19 protein-coding genes and 1 riboswitch (1 of these 20 cut by a window edge) are annotated in these 17,445 nt (G+C 71.9%); of the genes, 10 read left to right on the top strand and 9 right to left on the bottom strand.

The features are described from left to right. Positions 1–76: 76 nt before the first annotated feature. Together AC3CH1_RS27945 and AC3CH1_RS27940 are read right to left on the bottom strand one after the other, a co-directional pair. The gene (locus AC3CH1_RS27945; RefSeq protein WP_488465436.1) at positions 77–1,318 is read right to left on the bottom strand and encodes an NAD(P)/FAD-dependent oxidoreductase; all 1,242 of its coding nucleotides are present in this window, start codon (positions 1,316–1,318) and stop codon (positions 77–79) included. Positions 1,319–1,385: 67 nt separating this feature from the next. Beyond that, positions 1,386–1,727, bottom strand: coding sequence for an avidin-fold protein (locus tag AC3CH1_RS27940; protein ID WP_488465435.1), 342 nt, complete (start codon positions 1,725–1,727; stop codon positions 1,386–1,388). Positions 1,728–1,778: 51 nt separating this feature from the next. Then, positions 1,779–1,891, top strand: a riboswitch (TPP riboswitch). On the opposite strand from AC3CH1_RS27940, the gene thiO reads away from it, so the two are divergent. The 5 genes from thiO (at position 1,889) to AC3CH1_RS27915 (ending at position 7,119) form a co-directional block, all read left to right on the top strand. Beyond that, on the top strand, positions 1,889–3,100 hold the full coding sequence (gene thiO / locus AC3CH1_RS27935; RefSeq protein WP_488465434.1) for a glycine oxidase ThiO: 1,212 nt from the start codon (positions 1,889–1,891) through the stop codon (positions 3,098–3,100). Its footprint overlaps the riboswitch before it by 3 nt. Continuing rightward, complete coding sequence (gene thiS, locus AC3CH1_RS27930; protein WP_488465433.1) at positions 3,097–3,363, top strand: sulfur carrier protein ThiS; 267 nt, start codon at positions 3,097–3,099, stop codon at positions 3,361–3,363. Before thiO ends, thiS begins: the two co-directional genes overlap by 4 nt. 2 nt (positions 3,364–3,365) lie before the next feature. Next, on the top strand, positions 3,366–4,160 hold the full coding sequence (locus tag AC3CH1_RS27925) for a thiazole synthase (protein ID WP_361323147.1): 795 nt from the start codon (positions 3,366–3,368) through the stop codon (positions 4,158–4,160). A gap of 130 nt (positions 4,161–4,290) precedes the next feature. After that, a complete protein-coding gene (gene pknB / locus AC3CH1_RS27920; RefSeq protein ID WP_488465432.1) occupies positions 4,291–6,216 on the top strand; it encodes a Stk1 family PASTA domain-containing Ser/Thr kinase in 1,926 nt (641 codons plus the stop codon). A 6-nt stretch (positions 6,217–6,222) separates the two neighbouring features. Next, complete coding sequence (locus AC3CH1_RS27915; RefSeq protein WP_488465431.1) at positions 6,223–7,119, top strand: deoxyribonuclease IV; 897 nt, start codon at positions 6,223–6,225, stop codon at positions 7,117–7,119. Here the strand turns inward: AC3CH1_RS27915 and AC3CH1_RS27910 are convergent. Beyond that, positions 7,086–7,718: a sulfite oxidase-like oxidoreductase gene (locus AC3CH1_RS27910; protein WP_488465430.1), complete on the bottom strand. Its 633-nt coding sequence runs from the start codon at positions 7,716–7,718 to the stop codon at positions 7,086–7,088. The genes AC3CH1_RS27915 and AC3CH1_RS27910 overlap by 34 nt on opposite strands. Positions 7,719–7,876: 158 nt before the next feature. On the opposite strand from AC3CH1_RS27910, the gene bfr reads away from it, so the two are divergent. After that, positions 7,877–8,356, top strand: coding sequence for a bacterioferritin (gene bfr / locus AC3CH1_RS27905; protein ID WP_215104479.1), 480 nt, complete (start codon positions 7,877–7,879; stop codon positions 8,354–8,356). 48 nt (positions 8,357–8,404) lie between these two features. Here bfr and AC3CH1_RS27900 read toward each other — a convergent pair whose 3' ends face one another. Both AC3CH1_RS27900 and AC3CH1_RS27895 read right to left on the bottom strand, forming a co-directional pair. Then, on the bottom strand, positions 8,405–8,710 hold the full coding sequence (locus AC3CH1_RS27900; protein WP_215104477.1) for a (2Fe-2S)-binding protein: 306 nt from the start codon (positions 8,708–8,710) through the stop codon (positions 8,405–8,407). 177 nt (positions 8,711–8,887) lie between these two features. Beyond that, positions 8,888–10,234, bottom strand: a complete 1,347-nt coding sequence (locus AC3CH1_RS27895) for a class II 3-deoxy-7-phosphoheptulonate synthase (RefSeq protein WP_488466757.1) — start codon at positions 10,232–10,234, stop codon at positions 8,888–8,890. Positions 10,235–10,337: 103 nt separating this feature from the next. On the opposite strand from AC3CH1_RS27895, the gene AC3CH1_RS27890 reads away from it, so the two are divergent. Together AC3CH1_RS27890 and AC3CH1_RS27885 are read left to right on the top strand one after the other, a co-directional pair. Beyond that, entirely contained in the window at positions 10,338–10,406 is a 69-nt protein-coding gene (locus tag AC3CH1_RS27890) for a trp operon leader peptide (RefSeq protein WP_106431529.1), read from the top strand. 124 nt (positions 10,407–10,530) lie between these two features. Further along, positions 10,531–12,483, top strand: coding sequence for an anthranilate synthase family protein (locus tag AC3CH1_RS27885; protein WP_488465429.1), 1,953 nt, complete (start codon positions 10,531–10,533; stop codon positions 12,481–12,483). Between the two features lie 6 nt (positions 12,484–12,489). On the opposite strand, the gene AC3CH1_RS27880 is transcribed toward AC3CH1_RS27885, so the two are convergent. The 4 genes from AC3CH1_RS27880 to AC3CH1_RS27865 form a co-directional block, all read right to left on the bottom strand. Continuing rightward, positions 12,490–13,485 carry a 2-hydroxyacid dehydrogenase gene (locus tag AC3CH1_RS27880; RefSeq protein ID WP_488465428.1) on the bottom strand — a complete coding sequence of 332 codons (996 nt, stop codon included), beginning with the start codon at positions 13,483–13,485 and terminating at the stop codon, positions 12,490–12,492. Between the two features lie 107 nt (positions 13,486–13,592). After that, on the bottom strand, positions 13,593–14,237 hold the full coding sequence (locus AC3CH1_RS27875) for a response regulator (RefSeq protein WP_371627843.1): 645 nt from the start codon (positions 14,235–14,237) through the stop codon (positions 13,593–13,595). Between the two features lie 74 nt (positions 14,238–14,311). After that, the gene (gene macS, locus AC3CH1_RS27870) at positions 14,312–15,559 is read right to left on the bottom strand and encodes a MacS family sensor histidine kinase (RefSeq protein ID WP_488465427.1); all 1,248 of its coding nucleotides are present in this window, start codon (positions 15,557–15,559) and stop codon (positions 14,312–14,314) included. Between the two features lie 33 nt (positions 15,560–15,592). After that, positions 15,593–16,384 (bottom strand): lysophospholipid acyltransferase family protein, encoded by a 792-nt coding sequence (locus AC3CH1_RS27865; RefSeq protein ID WP_488465426.1) that lies wholly within the window; start codon positions 16,382–16,384, stop codon positions 15,593–15,595. A 221-nt stretch (positions 16,385–16,605) separates the two neighbouring features. On the opposite strand from AC3CH1_RS27865, the gene AC3CH1_RS27860 reads away from it, so the two are divergent. Continuing rightward, on the top strand, positions 16,606–17,385 hold the full coding sequence (locus AC3CH1_RS27860; protein ID WP_488465425.1) for an alpha/beta hydrolase: 780 nt from the start codon (positions 16,606–16,608) through the stop codon (positions 17,383–17,385). Next, positions 17,378–17,445, top strand: partial view of a hypothetical protein gene (locus AC3CH1_RS27855; protein WP_488465424.1) — the beginning only. Its footprint extends 643 nt past the window's final position; the window shows 68 of its 711 coding nt (coding positions 1–68); its start codon is at positions 17,378–17,380; the stop codon falls past the right edge of the window. The genes AC3CH1_RS27860 and AC3CH1_RS27855 overlap by 8 nt, the downstream gene beginning before the upstream one ends.

The raw sequence follows: 17,445 nt of genomic DNA, 5'->3' as shown, positions 1-17,445 counted from the left end.
ACAAGCGTGCCATCCCGGACTGACAGCCGGTAGCCGGGCCGACCGTACGGGGGCGGCCCGGCTGCTCACCGGCCTGTCACAGGGCGGCGGACTTCAGCGGTACGGCGGGGTCGGCCACCTTCTCCGGGTCGAGGGCGGCCCCCGACTCGATGAGCCTGCGGCCCTGGGCGAGGTCGCGCGGGCGGCCCACGGCGAGCACGGCCACCAGCGCGCCGTCGCGCAGCCAGCACACCGACCAGGCCGCGTCCGCCCCGTCGCCGCGCCACACCAGGGTGTCGGCGTCCGCGTGGTGGCCGGCGTACTGGACGAAGCGGCCGAACTGCTCGGACCAGAAGTACGGGACGGGGTCGTAGACGGGGAGCGGTTCCCCGTCCTGTACGGCCATGATCGCGGCGGCCGCGGTGCGTGGGCCCTGGAGGGCGTTGTCCCAGTGGTGGACCAGCAGACGTGTCCCGTAGCGGGCCGAGGGGAAGGAGGCGCAGTCCCCGACCGCGTACACATCGGGCACCGAGGTGCGCAGCGCGCTGTCGGCGGTGACCGAGCCGTCCGGGCCGAGCGCGACCCCGGAGCCGGCGAGCCAGCGGGTGGCGGGGCGCGCGCCGATGCCGACGACCACGGCCCCGGCGGGCAGGACCCGGCCGTCGTCGAGGGCGACGGCCCCCTCCTCGACGCGGTCGACCCGGGTCCCGGTGAGGAGTTCGGCGCCGCTGTCGGCGTACCAGGCGGTCATCGGGGCGGCCACCTCGGCGGGCAGGGTGCCCGCGAGCGGGCGGGCGGCGGCCTCGACGACGGTGACGGCGCAGCCCGCGGCGCGGGCCGCGGTGGCGAACTCCGCGCCGATCCAGCCCGCCCCGACGACGACCACGTCGTGCTGCCGGTCCAGGACGGGCCGCAGCCGGGCGGCGTCGTCGAGGGTACGCAGCAGGTGGACGCCGGGCACGCCCTCGGCGCCGGGCAGGGTCATGGGCTCCGCGCCGGTCGCGAGGACCAGGGCGTCGTAGGAGACGGGCCCGTCGGCGGTGTCCAGCACATGGTCGGCGGCGCGCAGGGCGGTGACGTCCAGGCCGAGGCGCAGGGTGATGTCCAACGCCTCGAAGTCGACGTCGAAGGCGGAGTCCTCGGCCTTGCCCAGCAGGACGGCCTTGGACAACGGCGGCCGGTCGTAGGGCTGGTGGGGTTCGGCGCCGATCAGGGTGACGGGCCCGGTGAAGCCCGCCTCGCGCAGGGCCACGGCGCTCTGGACGCCCGCCATGCCCGCCCCGACGATCACGACGTGCTGTGCCTGCCGCGCCGCTCGTTGTTCCGTCTGCTCGCTCACCCGTCCACCTTAATCACCTGACGGTCCGTCAGTCAGAGGGGTGCCGGGGAGGAACCCAGGAAGGAGCTCAGAAAGGAAGCTGTTCCACCACGCTGGCGCCGCTGCCCTCCTGGGACTCCCAGGCCCACCGCTCCTCCAGCCGCACCCGGCCGTCGGCGAGGTCGACGACGGTGGAGAGGCAGTGCCCGGACGAGGTCGTTCCGTCCTGCTTGAGCTGCACGTAACGGAAGTCCAGCGCGTCCCCGTCGCGGGTGCCGACGAGATGACCGCGGACCACGTCGCCGCCCGCGTACTCGGCCCAGATCCGGCCGTCCAGCTCGTGGTACGTGAAGCGGGTGCGGGTGCCGACCTGGCCCGGGGCCTGGTCGGCGACGGGTGACAGGACGAGTCCGTCGAGCGAACGGGCCATGGCGGGCGCTCCTCTACTGGCCGGGGGCGGCGGGGTTTAGGGTGGCCAAGGTAGAACACTCGCGGGAGCCCGGACGCACCGGGCTGAGAGGGAGGCTGGCCGGCCTCCGACCGTACGAACCTGCTCCGGGTCATGCCGGCGAAGGGAGGGGCTGGACACCCATGCGCGTCTCGGAGAGAAGCTCCGGATCCGATGACCTCGTCAAGAGGAGCTCCGGATCCGACGTCCTCGTCATCGGGGGCGGAATCATCGGGCTGGTCACGGCGTGGCGGGCCGCCCAGCGGGGGCTGCGCGTCACGGTCGCGGACCCGGAACCGGGCGAGGGCGCCGCACAGGTCGCGGCGGGCATGCTGGCCGCCGTCACCGAACTGCACTACGGCGAGCAGATGCTGCTCGGGCTCAACCTCGCCTCCGCCGCCCGCTATCCCTCGTTCGTCGCCGAGCTGGAGGAGGCGAGCGGCCGGGACACCGGCTTCCGGACCTGCGGCACGCTCGCCGTCGCACTGGACTCCGACGACCGGGCGCATCTGCGCGAACTGCACGCCCTCCAGGAGCGTTCGGGGCTGGAGTCGGTCTGGCTGAGCGGCCGTGAGTGCCGCCGCCTGGAGCCGATGCTGGCCCCCGGCGTCCGGGGCGGGCTCCGGGTCGACGGCGACCACCAGGTGGATCCGCGCCGCCTCGCCGCGGCGCTGCTGACCGCGTGCGAACGGGCCGGGGTCGCGTTCCGCCGGACGACCGCCGAGCGGCTCACCGTCGCCCGGGACCGGGCCGCCGGGGCGCTGCTCGGCGACGGTACGGAGTTCGCGGCCGATCAGGTCGTGCTCGCCGCGGGCAGTCTCAGCGGCCGGCTCGCCGGGCTCCCGCCGGAGCTCGTGCCGCCGGTCCGCCCGGTCAAGGGCCAGGTGCTCCGGCTCACCGTGCCCCGGGCGTACGCCCCCTTCCTCAGCCGCACCGTGCGCGCCGTGGTCCGCGGCGGTCACGTCTACCTCGTGCCGCGCGAGAACGGCGAGCTGGTCGTCGGCGCCACCAGCGAGGAGATGGGCTGGGACACCACGGTCACCGCCGGCGGGGTGTACGAGCTGCTGCGCGACGCCCACGAGCTGGTGCCGGGCATCACCGAGCTGCCGCTCACCGAGACCCGGGCCGGTCTGCGTCCCGCCTCGCCCGACAACGCCCCACTGCTCGGCCCGACCGCCCTGCCCGGTCTGCTGCTCGCCACCGGTCACCACCGCAACGGCGTCCTGCTGACACCCGTCACCGGGGACGCGATGGCCGACGTCCTGACCACCGGCGAGCTGCCGGAGACGGTCCGCCCCTTCGCCCCCGGCCGTTTCGAGAACGCCGCCCCCGTACTCCAGGAGCAGCCCGTATGACCCAGCAGCACGCCGTACCGGAATCCGCCGCCACCGTCTCCGTCCCGGTGTCCGCCGCCACCGTCTCCGTCTCGGTGAACGGGGAAGTCCGCGCCGTTCCGACCGGGACGGATCTGGACGCCCTCGTCGCCACGCTGACCCCGGCCCGCTCCGGGGTCGCCGCCGCCGTCAACGAGAGCGTCGTCCCGCGCGGCCAGTGGGCCGCGACGAGGCTCGGCGAGGGCGACCGCGTCGAGGTCCTGACCGCCGTACAGGGAGGCTGAGCATGTCCGACGACGTCTTCACGCTGGGGCCCGCCACGTATCGCTCCCGGCTGATCATGGGCACCGGCGGGGCCCCGAGCCTGGAGGTGCTGGAGCGCTCGCTGATCGCGTCCGGCACCGAGCTGACCACGGTCGCCATGCGCCGGCTGGACCCGACCGTGCGTGGTTCCGTGCTCTCGGTGCTGGAGCGGCTCTCCATCCAGGTCCTGCCGAACACCGCCGGCTGCTTCACCGCGGGCGAGGCGGTGCTGACCGCCCGGCTGGCCAGGGAAGCGCTCGGCACCGACTGGGTGAAGCTGGAGGTGGTGGCCGACGAGCGGACCCTCCTGCCCGATCCGATCGAGCTGCTGGACGCGGCCGAGGTCCTGGTCGACGACGGGTTCACCGTGCTGCCCTACACCAACGACGATCCGGTCCTGGCCCGGAAGCTGGAGGACGTGGGGTGTGCGGCGATCATGCCGCTCGGCTCCCCCATCGGCTCCGGGCTGGGCATCCGCAACCCGCACAACTTCGAGCTGATCGTCGAGCGGGCCGGGGTGCCGGTGATCCTCGACGCGGGGGCCGGGACCGCCTCGGACGCGGCGCAGGCGATGGAGCTGGGGTGCGCCGCTGTGATGCTCGCCTCGGCGGTGACCCGGGCCCAGGAGCCGGAGCTGATGGCGGGTGCGATGCGTCACGCGGTGGAAGGCGGGCGGCTCGCGTACCGGGCGGGCCGGATTCCGCGCCGCCACTTCGCCGAGGCGTCCTCGCCGGTGGACGGGCGGGCGGCGCTGGACCCGGAGCGCCCGGCGTTCTGAGCGCCGGTACGTGGTCGGGGGCGCCGCCCCCGAACCCCGCTCCTCAGTCGCCGGGGGCTTGAATGGCAGAACGGCCCCGGGAGCGCCCTCGCCAGTCCGGGGTGTCGGCGGCGGCTCGTAGACTCTCGGGGTGGACACGACCCTCCAGGACCCTCTCGTCGGGCAGCTGCTCGACGGCCGGTATCGCATTGAGGCGCGCATCGCCGTCGGCGGGATGGCCACGGTCTACCGGGCCGTGGACACCCGCCTGGACCGGGTGCTCGCCCTCAAGGTGATGCACCCGGCGCTCGCCACCGACGTCTCGTTCGTCGAGCGCTTCATCCGTGAGGCCAAGTCGGTGGCCCGCCTGGCGCACCCCAATGTCGTCGCGGTCTTCGACCAGGGCGCCGAGGGCGCGTACGTCTACCTCGCGATGGAGTACGTGGCGGGCTGCACCCTGCGCGACGTGCTGCGCGAGCGCGGGGCCCTCCAGCCCCGGGCGGCGCTGGACATCCTGGAGCCGGTCCTCGCCGCGCTCGGCGCCGCGCACCGGGCCGGGTTCGTGCACCGCGACATGAAGCCGGAGAACGTCCTGATCGGGGACGACGGCCGGGTGAAGGTCGCCGACTTCGGCCTGGTCAGGGCGGTCGGCACGGCCACCGACACGACCGGTTCCCTGCTGGGCACGGTGTCCTACCTGGCCCCCGAGCAGATCGAGCACGGCGGCGCCGACACCCGCAGCGACGTGTACGCCTGCGGGGTCGTGCTCTACGAGATGCTGACCGGCGTCAAGCCGCACACCGGCGAGAACGCCGCCCAGGTCATCTACCGGCACCTCAACTCCGACGTCCCGGCCCCGTCCGCCGTCGTGCCGGGGCTCCCGGTCGCGCTGGACAGCCTGGTGGCGAGCGCGACCGCCCGCAATCCCGAGGTGCGCCCGCACGACGCGGTGCTGCTGCTGGCCGAGGCGCGTGAGGCCCGTGCCACGCTGACCGACGCCGAGCTGGACGCCGTACCGCCGGGGGCCCTGTCGGACGCCCATGACGGCGCGGACGACCGTACGAGCGTGATCCCGCGGGCCCTCCCCGCGGACGGCGACGGCGTGCACCGCACCAGCCGACTGGAGATGCCGCCCGCGGGACCCGCCGCGCCCCGGCGCGGGACCGGCCGTCGCGGCCCCTTCGGCGGGCCGCACCGCAAGCTGATCACGGTGCTCACCGCCGTACTGCTGACGCTGGGCATCGGGACGGGCGTCTGGTACATCAACTCCGGGCAGTTCACCCGGGTCCCCTCGCTGCTGGGCCAGACCCAGCAGACCGCCGAGAAGCGGCTCTCCGACGAGGGGCTCGGGCTCAAGGGCGTGCAGCGGGTCTTCAGCGACACCGTCGAACGGGGCTCGGTCGTGAGCAGCGACCCCGCCTCGGGCGACCGGATCCGGGGCAACGGCTCGGTGAAGCTCGTCGTCTCGCGGGGTCCGGAGATCGTGCGGGTGCCCGATGTGGTGGGCCGCTCGCTCGCGGACGCCCGGCGCTCCCTGAAGAAGGTGGGCCTGGCCCCCGGGATGGTGACCAGGGAGTTCAGCGAGGACGTGGCCCGTGGCGAGGTGGTCCGCACGGATCCCCGCGCGGGCACCGACCGCACCCCGGACACGGCCGTGGCGCTCGTCGTCAGCAAGGGCGCCCCGATCGACGTCCCGGACGTCACCGGGCTCTCCGCCGACGAGGCCACTTCCGAGCTGGCGGCCGAGGGGCTGAAGGCCGAGGTGCTGCCGGGCCGGGTCCACTCCGCCGAGGCCGAGGGCGATGTGGCCGAGCAGTCCCCCGGCGGAGGGACCGAGGCCGCCGAGGGCGACACGGTCGAGCTGACCGTGTCCAAGGGCCCCCGGTTGCTGGACGTCCCGGACGTCACCGGCCGGGACGTCGCCGAGGCGCGGAGCACCCTGGAGGAGGCGGGCTTCGACGTGAAGGTCGACCGGCCGTTCCTCTCCTTCAGCGACACGGTCGCGAGCCAGTCCGTGGACGGCGGCGAACAGGCCCCCGAGGGGTCCACGATCACGATCAAGACCAAGGGGTTCTAGAACCAGATGCACGTTCTGCGCAATCCGGTGGGTGGACACGTCCCGGTGGCCGGCGGTCTGGCCAAGGTCGGCCTGGAGTACGCCCGGGAGCTGGCGGCGGAGACCGTGCAGGTCTTCGTGGCCAATCCGCGCGGCTGGGCCACGCCCGCCGGGAACCCGGCGCAGGACGAGCTGTTCCGGGCCGCGTGTGCGGCGGAATCGATCCCGGCGTACGTCCACGCCCCGTATCTGATCAACTTCGGCTCGCACACCGAGGCGACGGTCGAGAAGTCCGTGGAGTCCCTGCGCCACTCACTGCGGCGGGCCCGCGAGATCGGCGCGCTGGGCGTGGTGGTGCACACCGGTTCGGCGACCGGCGGACGGCCGCGCGCCGAGGCGCTGGCCCAGGTGCGCGAGCACATGCGCCCCCTGCTGGACGAGCTGACCCACGACGACTCCCCGGATCTGCTGCTGGAGTCGACTGCAGGCCAGGGCTTCTCGCTCTGCTCGCGGACCTGGGACTTCGGTCCGTACTTCGAGGCGCTGGACTCCCACCCGAAGCTGGGCATCTGCCTGGACACCTGCCACATCTACGCCGCCGGGCACGATCTGGCCGGCCCCTCGGGGATGCGGCAGACGCTCGACCTGCTGGTGGAAACGGTCGGCGAGGGGCGGCTCAAGCTGATCCACGCCAACGACTCCAAGGACGTCGTGGGCGCTCACAAGGACCGGCACGAGAACATCGGCGCCGGTCACATCGGGGTGGAGCCCTTCCGGGAGCTGCTCGCGCATCCGGCGACCGAAGGCGTGCCGCTGATCATCGAGACGCCCGGCGGCAAGGACGGGCACGCGGCGGACGTGGCCCGGCTGAAGGGGCTACGGGAGACGGGTCAGAGCTCGGGGCCGTCCCCGGGCTCCTCCTGATAGGAGTAGCGCTGCTCACCCCAGGGGTCGCCGATGTTGTGGTAGCCCCGCTCCTCCCAGAATCCGCGCCGGTCCGCCGTCATGTACTCGATGCCCCGGACCCATTTGGGGCCTTTCCAGGCATACAGATGCGGGACGACGAGGCGGAGCGGGAAGCCGTGCTCGGCGGTGAGGAGTTCGCCGTCCTTGTGGGTGGCGAACAGGGTGTGCTCGGAGGCGAAGTCGTCGAGGCGCAGGTTCGATGAGAAGCCGTACTCCGCCCAGACCATGACATGGGTGGCGTCGGGGGCGGGCGGTGCCAGTTCGAGGACCGTACGGGCGGGGATCCCGCCCCATTCGGCGCCGATCATGCTGAACTTCGTCACGCAGTGCAGATCGGCGACGACCGAGGAGAACGGCAACGCCGCGAACTCCTGGTGGTTCCAGCAGCGCTTGTCACCGTCGGCGGTGGCCCCGAAGACCCGGAACTCCCAGCGGTCGGGCTTGAACTTGGGAACGGGCCCGTAGTGGGTGACCGGCCATCCGCGTTGAAGTCGCTGTCCCGGCGGAAGCTCGGACTGCTCTGTCCCGCGGTTTTCCCGGCTTTCCGGCTGACCCATGCCTCCATGGTGACAGACAGGCAGGGGTGGTCATGACCAGGGGAGCATCCCATCCGGGCAACTCGTACTAAGCATGCACTTACTGGACGACCGCCGGGCGCGGTGCGAGGATCTCGCCAACTCGCAGAATCGATCACCGGTTGGAAGGAGCCTTTGCCATGCAGGGCGACCCCGAGGTCCTTGAGTTTCTCAATGAGCAGCTGACCGCCGAATTGACTGCCATCAATCAGTACTTCCTGCACGCCAAGATGCAGGACAACTTCGGGTGGACGAAGCTCGCCAAATACACCCGGGCCGAGTCCTTCGACGAGATGAAGCACGCCGAGATCCTCACCGACCGGATCCTGTTCCTCGAAGGGCTGCCGAACTACCAGCGGCTCTTCCATGTGCGGGTGGGCCAGACGGTCACCGAGATGTTCCAGGCGGACCGCCAGGTCGAGGTGGAGGCGATCGACCGCCTCAAGCGCGGTATCGAGGTGATGCGCGGCAAGGGCGACATCACGTCGGCGAACATCTTCGAGTCGATCCTGGCGGACGAGGAGCACCACATCGACTATCTCGACACCCAGCTGGAGCTGGTCGAGAAGCTCGGTGAGCCGCTCTACATCGCCCAGCTGATCGAGCAGCCGGAGAGCTGACCGGGGCCGCACCCGGGTCGGAGGCTGTTCGCGGGGCGTGCGGGGCGGTCAGGCGGCGTCGGAGAGCGTCACGTCCCGGATCGCGCCGATGGCGGCCGCCGCGGCGGCCGATGCCGCGACGGTCGCGGCGACCGGGTGCGCGAGGGAGGCGGTCGCGGGTTCCTGTCGCTGGTCGAGCAGCTCACGGCGGGGGCAGTCGCCCCGGCCCAGCAGCGCCTGGATGCGGCGTACACATCCGCCGCAGTCCGTCCCGGCCTTGCAGGCCGAGGCGATCTGCCGGGGTGTGCAGGCTCCGGCGTCCGCATGCTTCTTGACCTGTGCTTCCGTGATGCCGAAGCAGGAACAGACGTACATGCGGTTCACCTCCCTGCGGGTCGGTCACGGGCGCCGCTCCGATTTCCACGGTGAGGCTAACCTAACCTTACCCGTCGCTCAACCGGCGTAAAAGCCCGGAGTACGACTGTGGGGCACGGATCACATGGATCCGTGCCCCACAGTTGCGACTGCCGGGAGCCCTCCCGGCCCGCCGGACTACTGGTCGCGGTACATCTCGGCGACGAGGAAGGCCAAGTCGAGGGACTGGCTGCGGTTGAGCCGGGGGTCGCAGGCCGTCTCGTAGCGCTGGTGCAGGTCGTCCACGAAGATCTCGTGGCCGCCGCCCACGCACTCGGTGACGTCGTCGCCGGTCAGCTCCACGTGGATGCCGCCCGGGTGGGTGCCGAGGCCCTTGTGGACCTCGAAGAAGCCCTTGACCTCGTCCAGGACGTCGTCGAAGCGGCGCGTCTTGTGACCGGAGGCGGCCTCGAAGGTGTTGCCGTGCATCGGGTCGGTCACCCAGGCGACGGTCGCGCCGGAGGCGGTGACCTTCTCGACCAGCTCGGGGAGCTTGTCGCGGACCTTGTCGGCGCCCATGCGGACGACGAAGGTCAGCCGGCCCGGCTCGCGCTCGGGGTCGAGGCGGTCGACGTAGCCGAGCGCCTCGTCGACGGTGGTCGTCGGGCCGAGCTTGATGCCGATCGGGTTGCGGATCCGGGCGGCGAACTCGATGTGCGCGCCGTCCATCTGGCGGGTGCGCTCTCCGATCCAGACCATGTGGGCGGAGGTGTCGTACAGCTCGCCGGTGCGCGAGTCCGTACGGGTCAGCGCCGACTCGTAGTCCAGCAGCAGCGCCTCGTGCGAGGCGTAGAACTCGACCGCCTTGAACTCGGCCGGGTCGGTGCCGCACGCCTTCATGAAGTTCAGCGCGTTGTCGATCTCGCGGGCCAGTGCCTCGTAGCGCTGGCCGGCGGGGGACGACTTCACGAAGTCCTGGTTCCAGGCGTGGACCTGGCGCAGGTCGGCGTAACCGCCGGTGGTGAAGGCGCGCACCAGGTTCAGCGTGGAGGAGGACGCGTGGTACATCTGCTTCAGCCGCGCGGGGTCCGGGATCCGGGCCTCCTCGGTGAAGGCGAAGCCGTTCACCGAGTCGCCGCGGTAGGTCGGCAGGGTCACGCCGTCGCGGGTCTCGGTCGACTTGGAGCGCGGCTTGGAGTACTGGCCCGCGATGCGGCCGACCTTCACCACGGGCACGGAGGCCGCGTAGGTCAGGACGGCGCTCATCTGGAGCACCGTCTTCAGCTTGGCGCGGATGTGTTCGGCGGACACGGCGTCGAAGGCCTCGGCGCAGTCGCCGCCCTGCAGCAGGAACGCCTCGCCCTTGGCGACGGCTCCCAGGCGGGCGCGCAGCTGGTCGCACTCGCCGGCGAAGACGAGCGGCGGATACGACGCGAGGTCCGCGAGTACATCGCGCAGGGCCTCGGAGTCGGGGTACTCGGGCTGCTGCGCCGCGGGAAGGTCTCGCCAGGTGTTGCCACCGGCGACGGAGGTATTGGCGTTCACGGTCACGAGCACAACATTACGGGGTCGGAAGAGGCGTCCAGCCGTGCGCTCAACAGATGAGACACGCGCTCCGATGCCGGGACCGGTCCGCTAGGGTCGGGGCATGTCGACGCGACTGATCGAGATCTCGATCCAGAACTGGTGGTGGACCGCTCATCCGGCGGCCCGCTGATTCATCGCGCTGACACTTCGCGAAGGCCGCCCGAGGGGCGGCCTTTCTGCGTTGCGGAGCCGTTCCTCCCCCTGTGAATCCCGTACGCGATGCCGTACGGGCCGTCCGGAAGGAACCTGCTCCCATGTCGCAGACCGCATCCCGCTCCGCCTCCGGTCTCGTCCGCCGACTACTGGCCGACGACGCCCCGCCGTTCGCCCTGCTGCGCCGGCGCACGCCCGGCCGTGACCACGATCACGTCGAACTGTTGATCGGCGGGGTGCGGGAGGTCGACCGGCTGGCCGACCTGCCGGTGGGCGCGGCGCCCGCACTGGCCCTGGTGCCGTTCCGGCAGATCGCCGAGCGCGGCTTCGACGTGCGCGACGACGGCACCCCGCTGAGCGTGCTGGTCGCCGACGAGACGCACGAACTGGAGCTCGCGGAGCTGCTGGCGGCGCTGCCCGACCATCACGTGCGGGTGGAGGACCGGGGCTTCGACGTGGAGGACGCGGAGTACGCGGACATCGTGCGGCGGGTCATCCAGGACGAGATCGGGCAGGGCGAGGGCGCGAACTTCGTGATCCGGCGGACGTTCCGGGGCGCGATCCCCGGGTTCGGGCGGGCGGACGCGCTGGCGCTGTTCCGGCGGTTGCTGGCGGGCGAGCGGGGCGCGTACTGGACGTTCGTGGTGCACACGGGAGGCAGCGAGCCCGAAGGGATCTCCGTATCGGGGCGGCGGCGGGCGACGGGTGGGCGGACCTTGGTCGGGGCGAGCCCCGAGGTGCACGTGCGGATGTCCGGCGGGACGGTCGTGATGAACCCGATCAGCGGGACGTACCGCTACCCGGCCGATGGGCCCACCGCCGAGAGCCTGCTGGCGTTCCTGGGGGACCGCAAGGAGAGCGAGGAGCTGTCCATGGTGGTCGACGAGGAGCTGAAGATGATGTGCACGGTGGGCGACATGGGCGGGGTGGTGGTCGGGCCCCGGCTCAAGGAGATGGCGCACCTCGCGCACACCGAGTACGAGCTGCGCGGGAAGTCCTCGCTGGATGTGCGGGACGTGCTGCGCGAGACGATGTTCGCGGCGACCGTCACCGGCTCCCCGGTGCAGAACGCGTGCCGGGTCATCGAGCGGTACGAGTCCGGGGGCCGCGGCTACTACGCGGGCGCGCTGGCCCTGCTGGGCACGGACGCGAGCGGGGCGCAGACCCTGGACTCGCCGATCCTGATCCGCACGGCCGACATCGCCCCGGACGGCTCGCTGAGGGTGCCGGTGGGGGCCACCCTCGTACGCCACTCGGACCCGGAGAGCGAGGTCGCCGAGACGCATGCCAAGGCGGCCGGGGTGCTGGCCGCGCTGGGGGTGCGGCCGGGCCGGCCCGGGGCGGAGGCGGACCGCCCGCGGCTGGCATCCGACCCCCGGGTGCAGGCGGCGCTGGACGACCGGCGCGGAGGGCTCGCGCCGTTCTGGCTGCGGATGCAGGAGCGGACCCGGGATCTTTCGGGGCACGCGCTGGTGGTGGACGGCGAGGACACGTTCACCGCGATGCTGGCCCATCTGCTGCGGGCCTCCGGTCTGGACGTCTCGGTGCGCCGCTACGACGAGCCGGGACTGCGCGAGGTGGTCCGGGCACACGAAGGACCCGTGGTGCTGGGTCCGGGGCCGGGCGATCCGGGCGATCTCACCGACCCGAAGATGCGGCTGCTGCGGGAGATCACCGCGGAGCTGGTGCGGGAGAACCGGCACGGGCTGCTGGGGGTCTGCCTCGGGCACGAGCTGATCGCGGCGGAGCTGGGTCTGGAGATCGTGCGCAAGGCCGTGCCGTACCAGGGGGCGCAGACCCGGATCGAGCTGTTCGGCCGGCCGGAGACGGTGGGCTTCTACAACAGCTTCACCGGGCGGTGCGACGGTCCGGCCGCCGTCGAGCTGGCCGCGCACGGGATCGAGGTGAGCCGCGACGAGGCGAGCGGTGAGCTGCACGCGCTGCGCGGTCCCGGTTTCGCCTCGGTGCAGTTCCACCCGGAGTCGGTGCTGACGGTGCGGGGCTCGGTGATCGTGACGGAACTGCTGGCGGGGCTGCCGGTGGTGCCGAGCTGACGGGCTTCACGCCCTCGGCACGAGGACGTTCTCGCTGTGGCGGCGGGCCAGGTAGTCGGTGACGTTCTTGACGGTCGCGTCGATGATCTGGCCCACCGCGTCCTCGGTGTAGTACGCCTGGTGGGAGGTGACGACGACGTTGGGAAAGGTCACCAGACGGGCGAGGGTGTCGTCGTCGATGCCCTCCAGGGACTTGTCGAGGAAGAACAGCCCGGCCTCCGCCTCGTACACGTCGAGTCCTACGCCGAGGAAGCGGCCCGCGCGCAACTCGGTGACCAGGGCGGCGGTGTCGATGAGGCCGCCGCGGCTGGAGTTGACGAGGATCGCGTCGTCCTTCATCGCCTTGAGAGCGGCCGCGTCCAGGAGGTGGTGGGTGCTGGGCAGCAGCGGCACATGGAGGCTGATCAGGTCGGCCTCGGCGAACAGCCGGTCCTTGTCGACGTACTCCATGCCCAGCTCGACGCAGGCCGGGTTCTGGGCCACGTCCCAGCCGAGCAGTTTCATGCCGAAGCCGTGGGCGATCCGGGTGAACGCCTCGCCGATCTTCCCGGTGCCGAGCACCCCGACGGTCCGGCCGCGCATGTCCCGGCCGAGCAGCCCGTCCAGGCGGAAGTCGAAGTCCCGGGTGCGGCTCGCGGCGCGGATGATGCGCCGGTTGACGGCCATGGCGAGCGTCCAGGCGAATTCGGCGACCGAGTACGGCGAGTAGTACGAGACCCGGGCGACACGCAGGGCGAGGCGCTCGGCGACCTCCAGGTCGATGTTGTTGAAGCCGGTGGAGCGCTGGGCGATCATCTGCGTGCCGCCCGCGGCGAGCGTCTGGAGCACCTGGGAGCCGAGGTCGGCGTTGACGCTGGTGGAGACGATCTCGTAGCCGGCCGCGATGGGGGCGGTGTCCCGGTTCAGGAAGACGTCCAGGCAGCGGACCTCGTGCAGCCCCTCGAAGGCCTTCTCGATCAGGGGCTTCTCGTCGGACTGCACACCGAAGGCCAGGATTTCCACCGGTACTCCATCTGTTTCCGCGGGCGGGGCCGCACATCGCGAACATCCGGACATCGCGAAGGGGGCCGGACATCGCGAATATACGGCTCCGCCCCCGGCCCCGCCGGTCAGACGTCGTCGAGGCCGCGCTCGATGGCGTACCGCACGAGCTCCACGCGGTTGTGCAGCTGGAGCTTGCCGAGGGTGTTCTGCACATGGTTCTGCACGGTGCGGTGCGAGATGACCAGGCGTTCGGCGATCTGTTTGTACGAGAGTCCCTTGGCGACCAGGCGCAGCACCTCGGTCTCCCGGTCGGTGAGCTGCGGGGCCTTGGGCTCGTTCGACGCCACGGGGGCGGGGTCGGAGGCGAGTCGGCGGTACTCGCCGAGGACCAGGCCCGCCAGGCCCGGGGTGAAGACCGGGTCGCCGGCCGCGGTGGAGCGGACCGCGTCGGTCAGCTCCTGCGTGGAGGCGGACTTCAGCAGATAGCCGGTGGCCCCGGACTTCACCGCCTCCAGGACGTCGGCGTGCTCGCCGCTCGCGGAGAGGACCAGGACCCGCAGGCCCGGGTGGGAGCCGACGAGCTCCTTGCAGACCTGGACGCCGGGCATGCCGGGGAGGTTCAGGTCCAGGACCAGGACGTCCGGGCTCACGGCCTTGGCCCGGCGGACCGCCTGCGGGCCGTCCCCGGCGGTCGCGACGACGTCGAAGCCGGACTCGGCCAGATCGCGGGCGACCGCGTCGCGCCACATGGGGTGGTCGTCGACGACCATGACCCTGATGGGCCGGTCCGCGCCCCCCTGCTCGCCCTGTGCCGCGTTTGCTGCGTTTGCTGCGTTCTGTGTACTCATCGGGCCGATCCTGCCTTCCCCCGGGAGACCTTCGGTGCTTTGGGAACCTTCAACTCGACCTCGCAGCCCTGTCCGGGCACCGAGATCAGCTCTGCCGTGCCGCCCAGGTCGCGCAGCCGGCCCCGGATGGACAGCGCGACGCCGAGCCGCCCCTCCCCCTCCGCCTGGGCGAGCCGCCCCTCCGGGATGCCGGGGCCGTCGTCCCGGACGGTGACGATCACCTCGTCCGGCTCGTCCTCGACCAGGATCCACGCCTGGGCGTCCGGACCGGCGTGCACGGTCACGTTGTCCAGGGCGGCGCTGACGGCGGCTGCCAGCTCACGGGCCGACTCGGCGGGGAGCAGCACCGGGGCGCCCGGCTCCGCGAAGCTCGTGCGGGATCCCGCGTGCGGGGCGAGCAGGGCGCGCAGGTCGCAGGCGGCCCCGGCGCCTTCGTCGTCGTCCACGTCGACCGTGCGGACCACGGCCCCCTCGGCGGCGTCCTCGGAGACCCGGGTCGGTGGGACCAGGCCGCTGGAGACCAGGGTGCGCAGGGCGACCTCCTGCTCCCCGGCCATCCGGCCCAGCTCGGCCGCCTCGCCGCCGATGGCGGTGCCCCGGCGCTGGACCATGGCGAGGACCTGGAGCACGCTGTCGTGGATGTCGCGGGCGAGCCGTTCGCGTTCGCGGGTGGTGGCCTCGATCTCCAGGGCGCGGGCCAGGGTGCGTTCACTGGCGCGGGCGACCTCGACGACGTACCCGATGGCGATGGAGGCGACCCAGACCAGCAGGACGTTGTGGTAGGTGTCCCGGCTGGGCTCGCCGCGCTGGATGATGTTGGCGGCGGCGACGAACGTGGAGGCGAAGGCCGCCCACCGCCAGCCGCCCTTGATCGCGAAGGCGAGGACCGCGCCGGCCGTCCAGATCGACGGCAGCGTCGGACCGTCGAACGACTGGGAGTCGAAGTCGGCGAGCGGGGTGAGCAGGATGCCGGTCAGCGCGACGACCAGGTCCGCGACGAGGAAGCGTTTGGTGCAGCTCGCGGCCGAGCGGACCTTCGGCAGCGTGGCGAGCGTCCAGACGAGGAGGAACGCCAGATACGCGACGGCCACCCAGGGGCGTTCGAACCTCTGCTGGCCGAAGTTGTCCTTCCCGAAGATCGCGAGCAGCACCGCGTAGAGCATCGTCAGGACGCGGTAGCCCGTCAGCGCGCGCCAGAGCGGCAGCTCGACCGACATCCGTACGACCCGCTCACGCTTGGCCATGGCCCCCCACCCCCCGGACGGTGAACGACGCGGTTACGCGCCGGACCGTTCCGTTCCGTTCTCGTTGTCCGCGGCGGCCTGCTTCTGGGCGCGCTTGGCCTCTTCGGCCCTGGCCTTCGCCTCCTGGGCCCGGGCCTTCGCCTCGTCCGCGATCTGGCGCTTGGCGGCGGTGGCGTAGACGTCCACGTACTCCTGGCCGGAGAGCTTCATGATCTCGTACATGACCTCGTCGGTCACCGAGCGCAGGATGAAGCGGTCGCCGTCCATGCCCTGGTAGCGGCTGAAGTCCAGCGGCTTGCCGATCCGGATGCCGGGGCGCATCAGCTTGGGCATCACCTGGCCGGGCGGCTGGATCTTCTCGGTGTCGATCATGGCGACCGGGATCACGGGCGCTCCGGTGGCCAGCGCGACCCGGGCCAGACCGCCGGGCTTGCCCCGGTAGAGGCGGCCGTCGGGCGAGCGGGTGCCCTCGGGGTAGATACCGAAGAGGCCGCCGCTCTCGACGACCTGGATGCCGGCCTTGATCGCCGCCTCGCCCGCGCCGCGCGCTCCGGAGCGGTCGACGGGGAGCTGGCCGACGCCCTTGAAGAAGGCGGCGGTGAGCTTGCCCTTGACCCCGGGGGCGGTGAAGTACTCGGCCTTGGCGATGAAGGTGACCTTGCGGTCCAGCACAGCCGGGAGGAAGAACGAGTCGGAGAACGACAGGTGGTTGCTCGCGAGGATCGCCGGACCGCGCTCGGGGATGTTCTCCAGGCCCTCCACCCACGGCCGGAAGGCGAGCTTCAGGGAGCCGCCGATGGAGAACTTCATTGCGCCGTAGATCAACTCTTGTGCCTCCTGTGTGCTGTCGTGGAGACCTTAGCCTGTGAGGTCGTCGCGGCCGGTGCCCGGCATCGGCGGACCGGCTGCCCGCGCGGTCCGTGCGGGGCGGCCCCCGGGGGGCGTGACGGCCCTGGTCGGTGTCGGTCCGGTCGCGTACGGTGAAGTCATCCGTCAAGCACTCCCCCAGGTGCCCGCCCGCCCCGTCCCACGAACAGGAGACCCTGGTGCCGGTCCTCCCTGGAGCCGAGCCGTTCCGCCACGAGGGCGGAGAGGTCGGCGTCCTCCTCTGTCATGGCTTCACCGGATCGCCGCAGTCGCTGCGCCCCTGGGCAAACCATCTCGCCGAGCGCGGGCTGACGGTCTCGCTGCCGCTGCTGCCGGGCCACGGCACCCGCTGGGAGGACATGGCGGTCACCGGCTGGCAGGACTGGTACGCGGAGGTGGACCGGGAGCTGCGGGTCCTCGAGGAGAAGTGCGAGCGGGTCTTCGTCTTCGGTCTGTCCATGGGCGGCGCGCTGAGCCTGCGGCTCGCGGCCAAGCACGGGGACGCGATCAGCGGTCTGGTGCTGGTCAACCCGGCCAACAAGGTGCACGGCCTCTCGGCGTACGCGCTGCCGGTGGCCCGTCATCTGGTGCGGACGACCAAGGGCCTGACCGACGACATCGCGCTGCCGGGCTCGCACGAGGTGGGCTACGACAAGGTGCCGCTGCACGCCGCGCACTCGGTGCGGAAGTTCTTCCGGCTGGTCGACGGGGAGCTGCCCCAGGTGACCCAGCCGGTGGTCCTGCTGCACAGCCCGCAGGACCATGTCGTGCCGCCCGCGGACAGCGCGCGGATCCTGAGCCGGATCTCCTCCACGGACGTCTCGGAGATCCTGTTGGAACAGAGCTACCACGTGGCGACGTTGGACCATGATGCGGAGCGGATCTTCGATGAGAGCTACCGGTTCATCGGCCGTCTCGCACCGAGCGTCGGGATGAAGGGGAGCACGTCCGGTGGCTGAGCACGACGCGGAACGCACAGGCAGCGACGAGGAGCGCGAACCGCGCCCCACGGAGCCCGC

It is taken from the genome of Streptomyces sp. MGP-P1, from assembly GCF_057766565.1.
The sequence above is the reverse complement of the archived record's forward strand: the minus strand, read 5'-3'. Positions and strand labels throughout refer to the sequence as shown.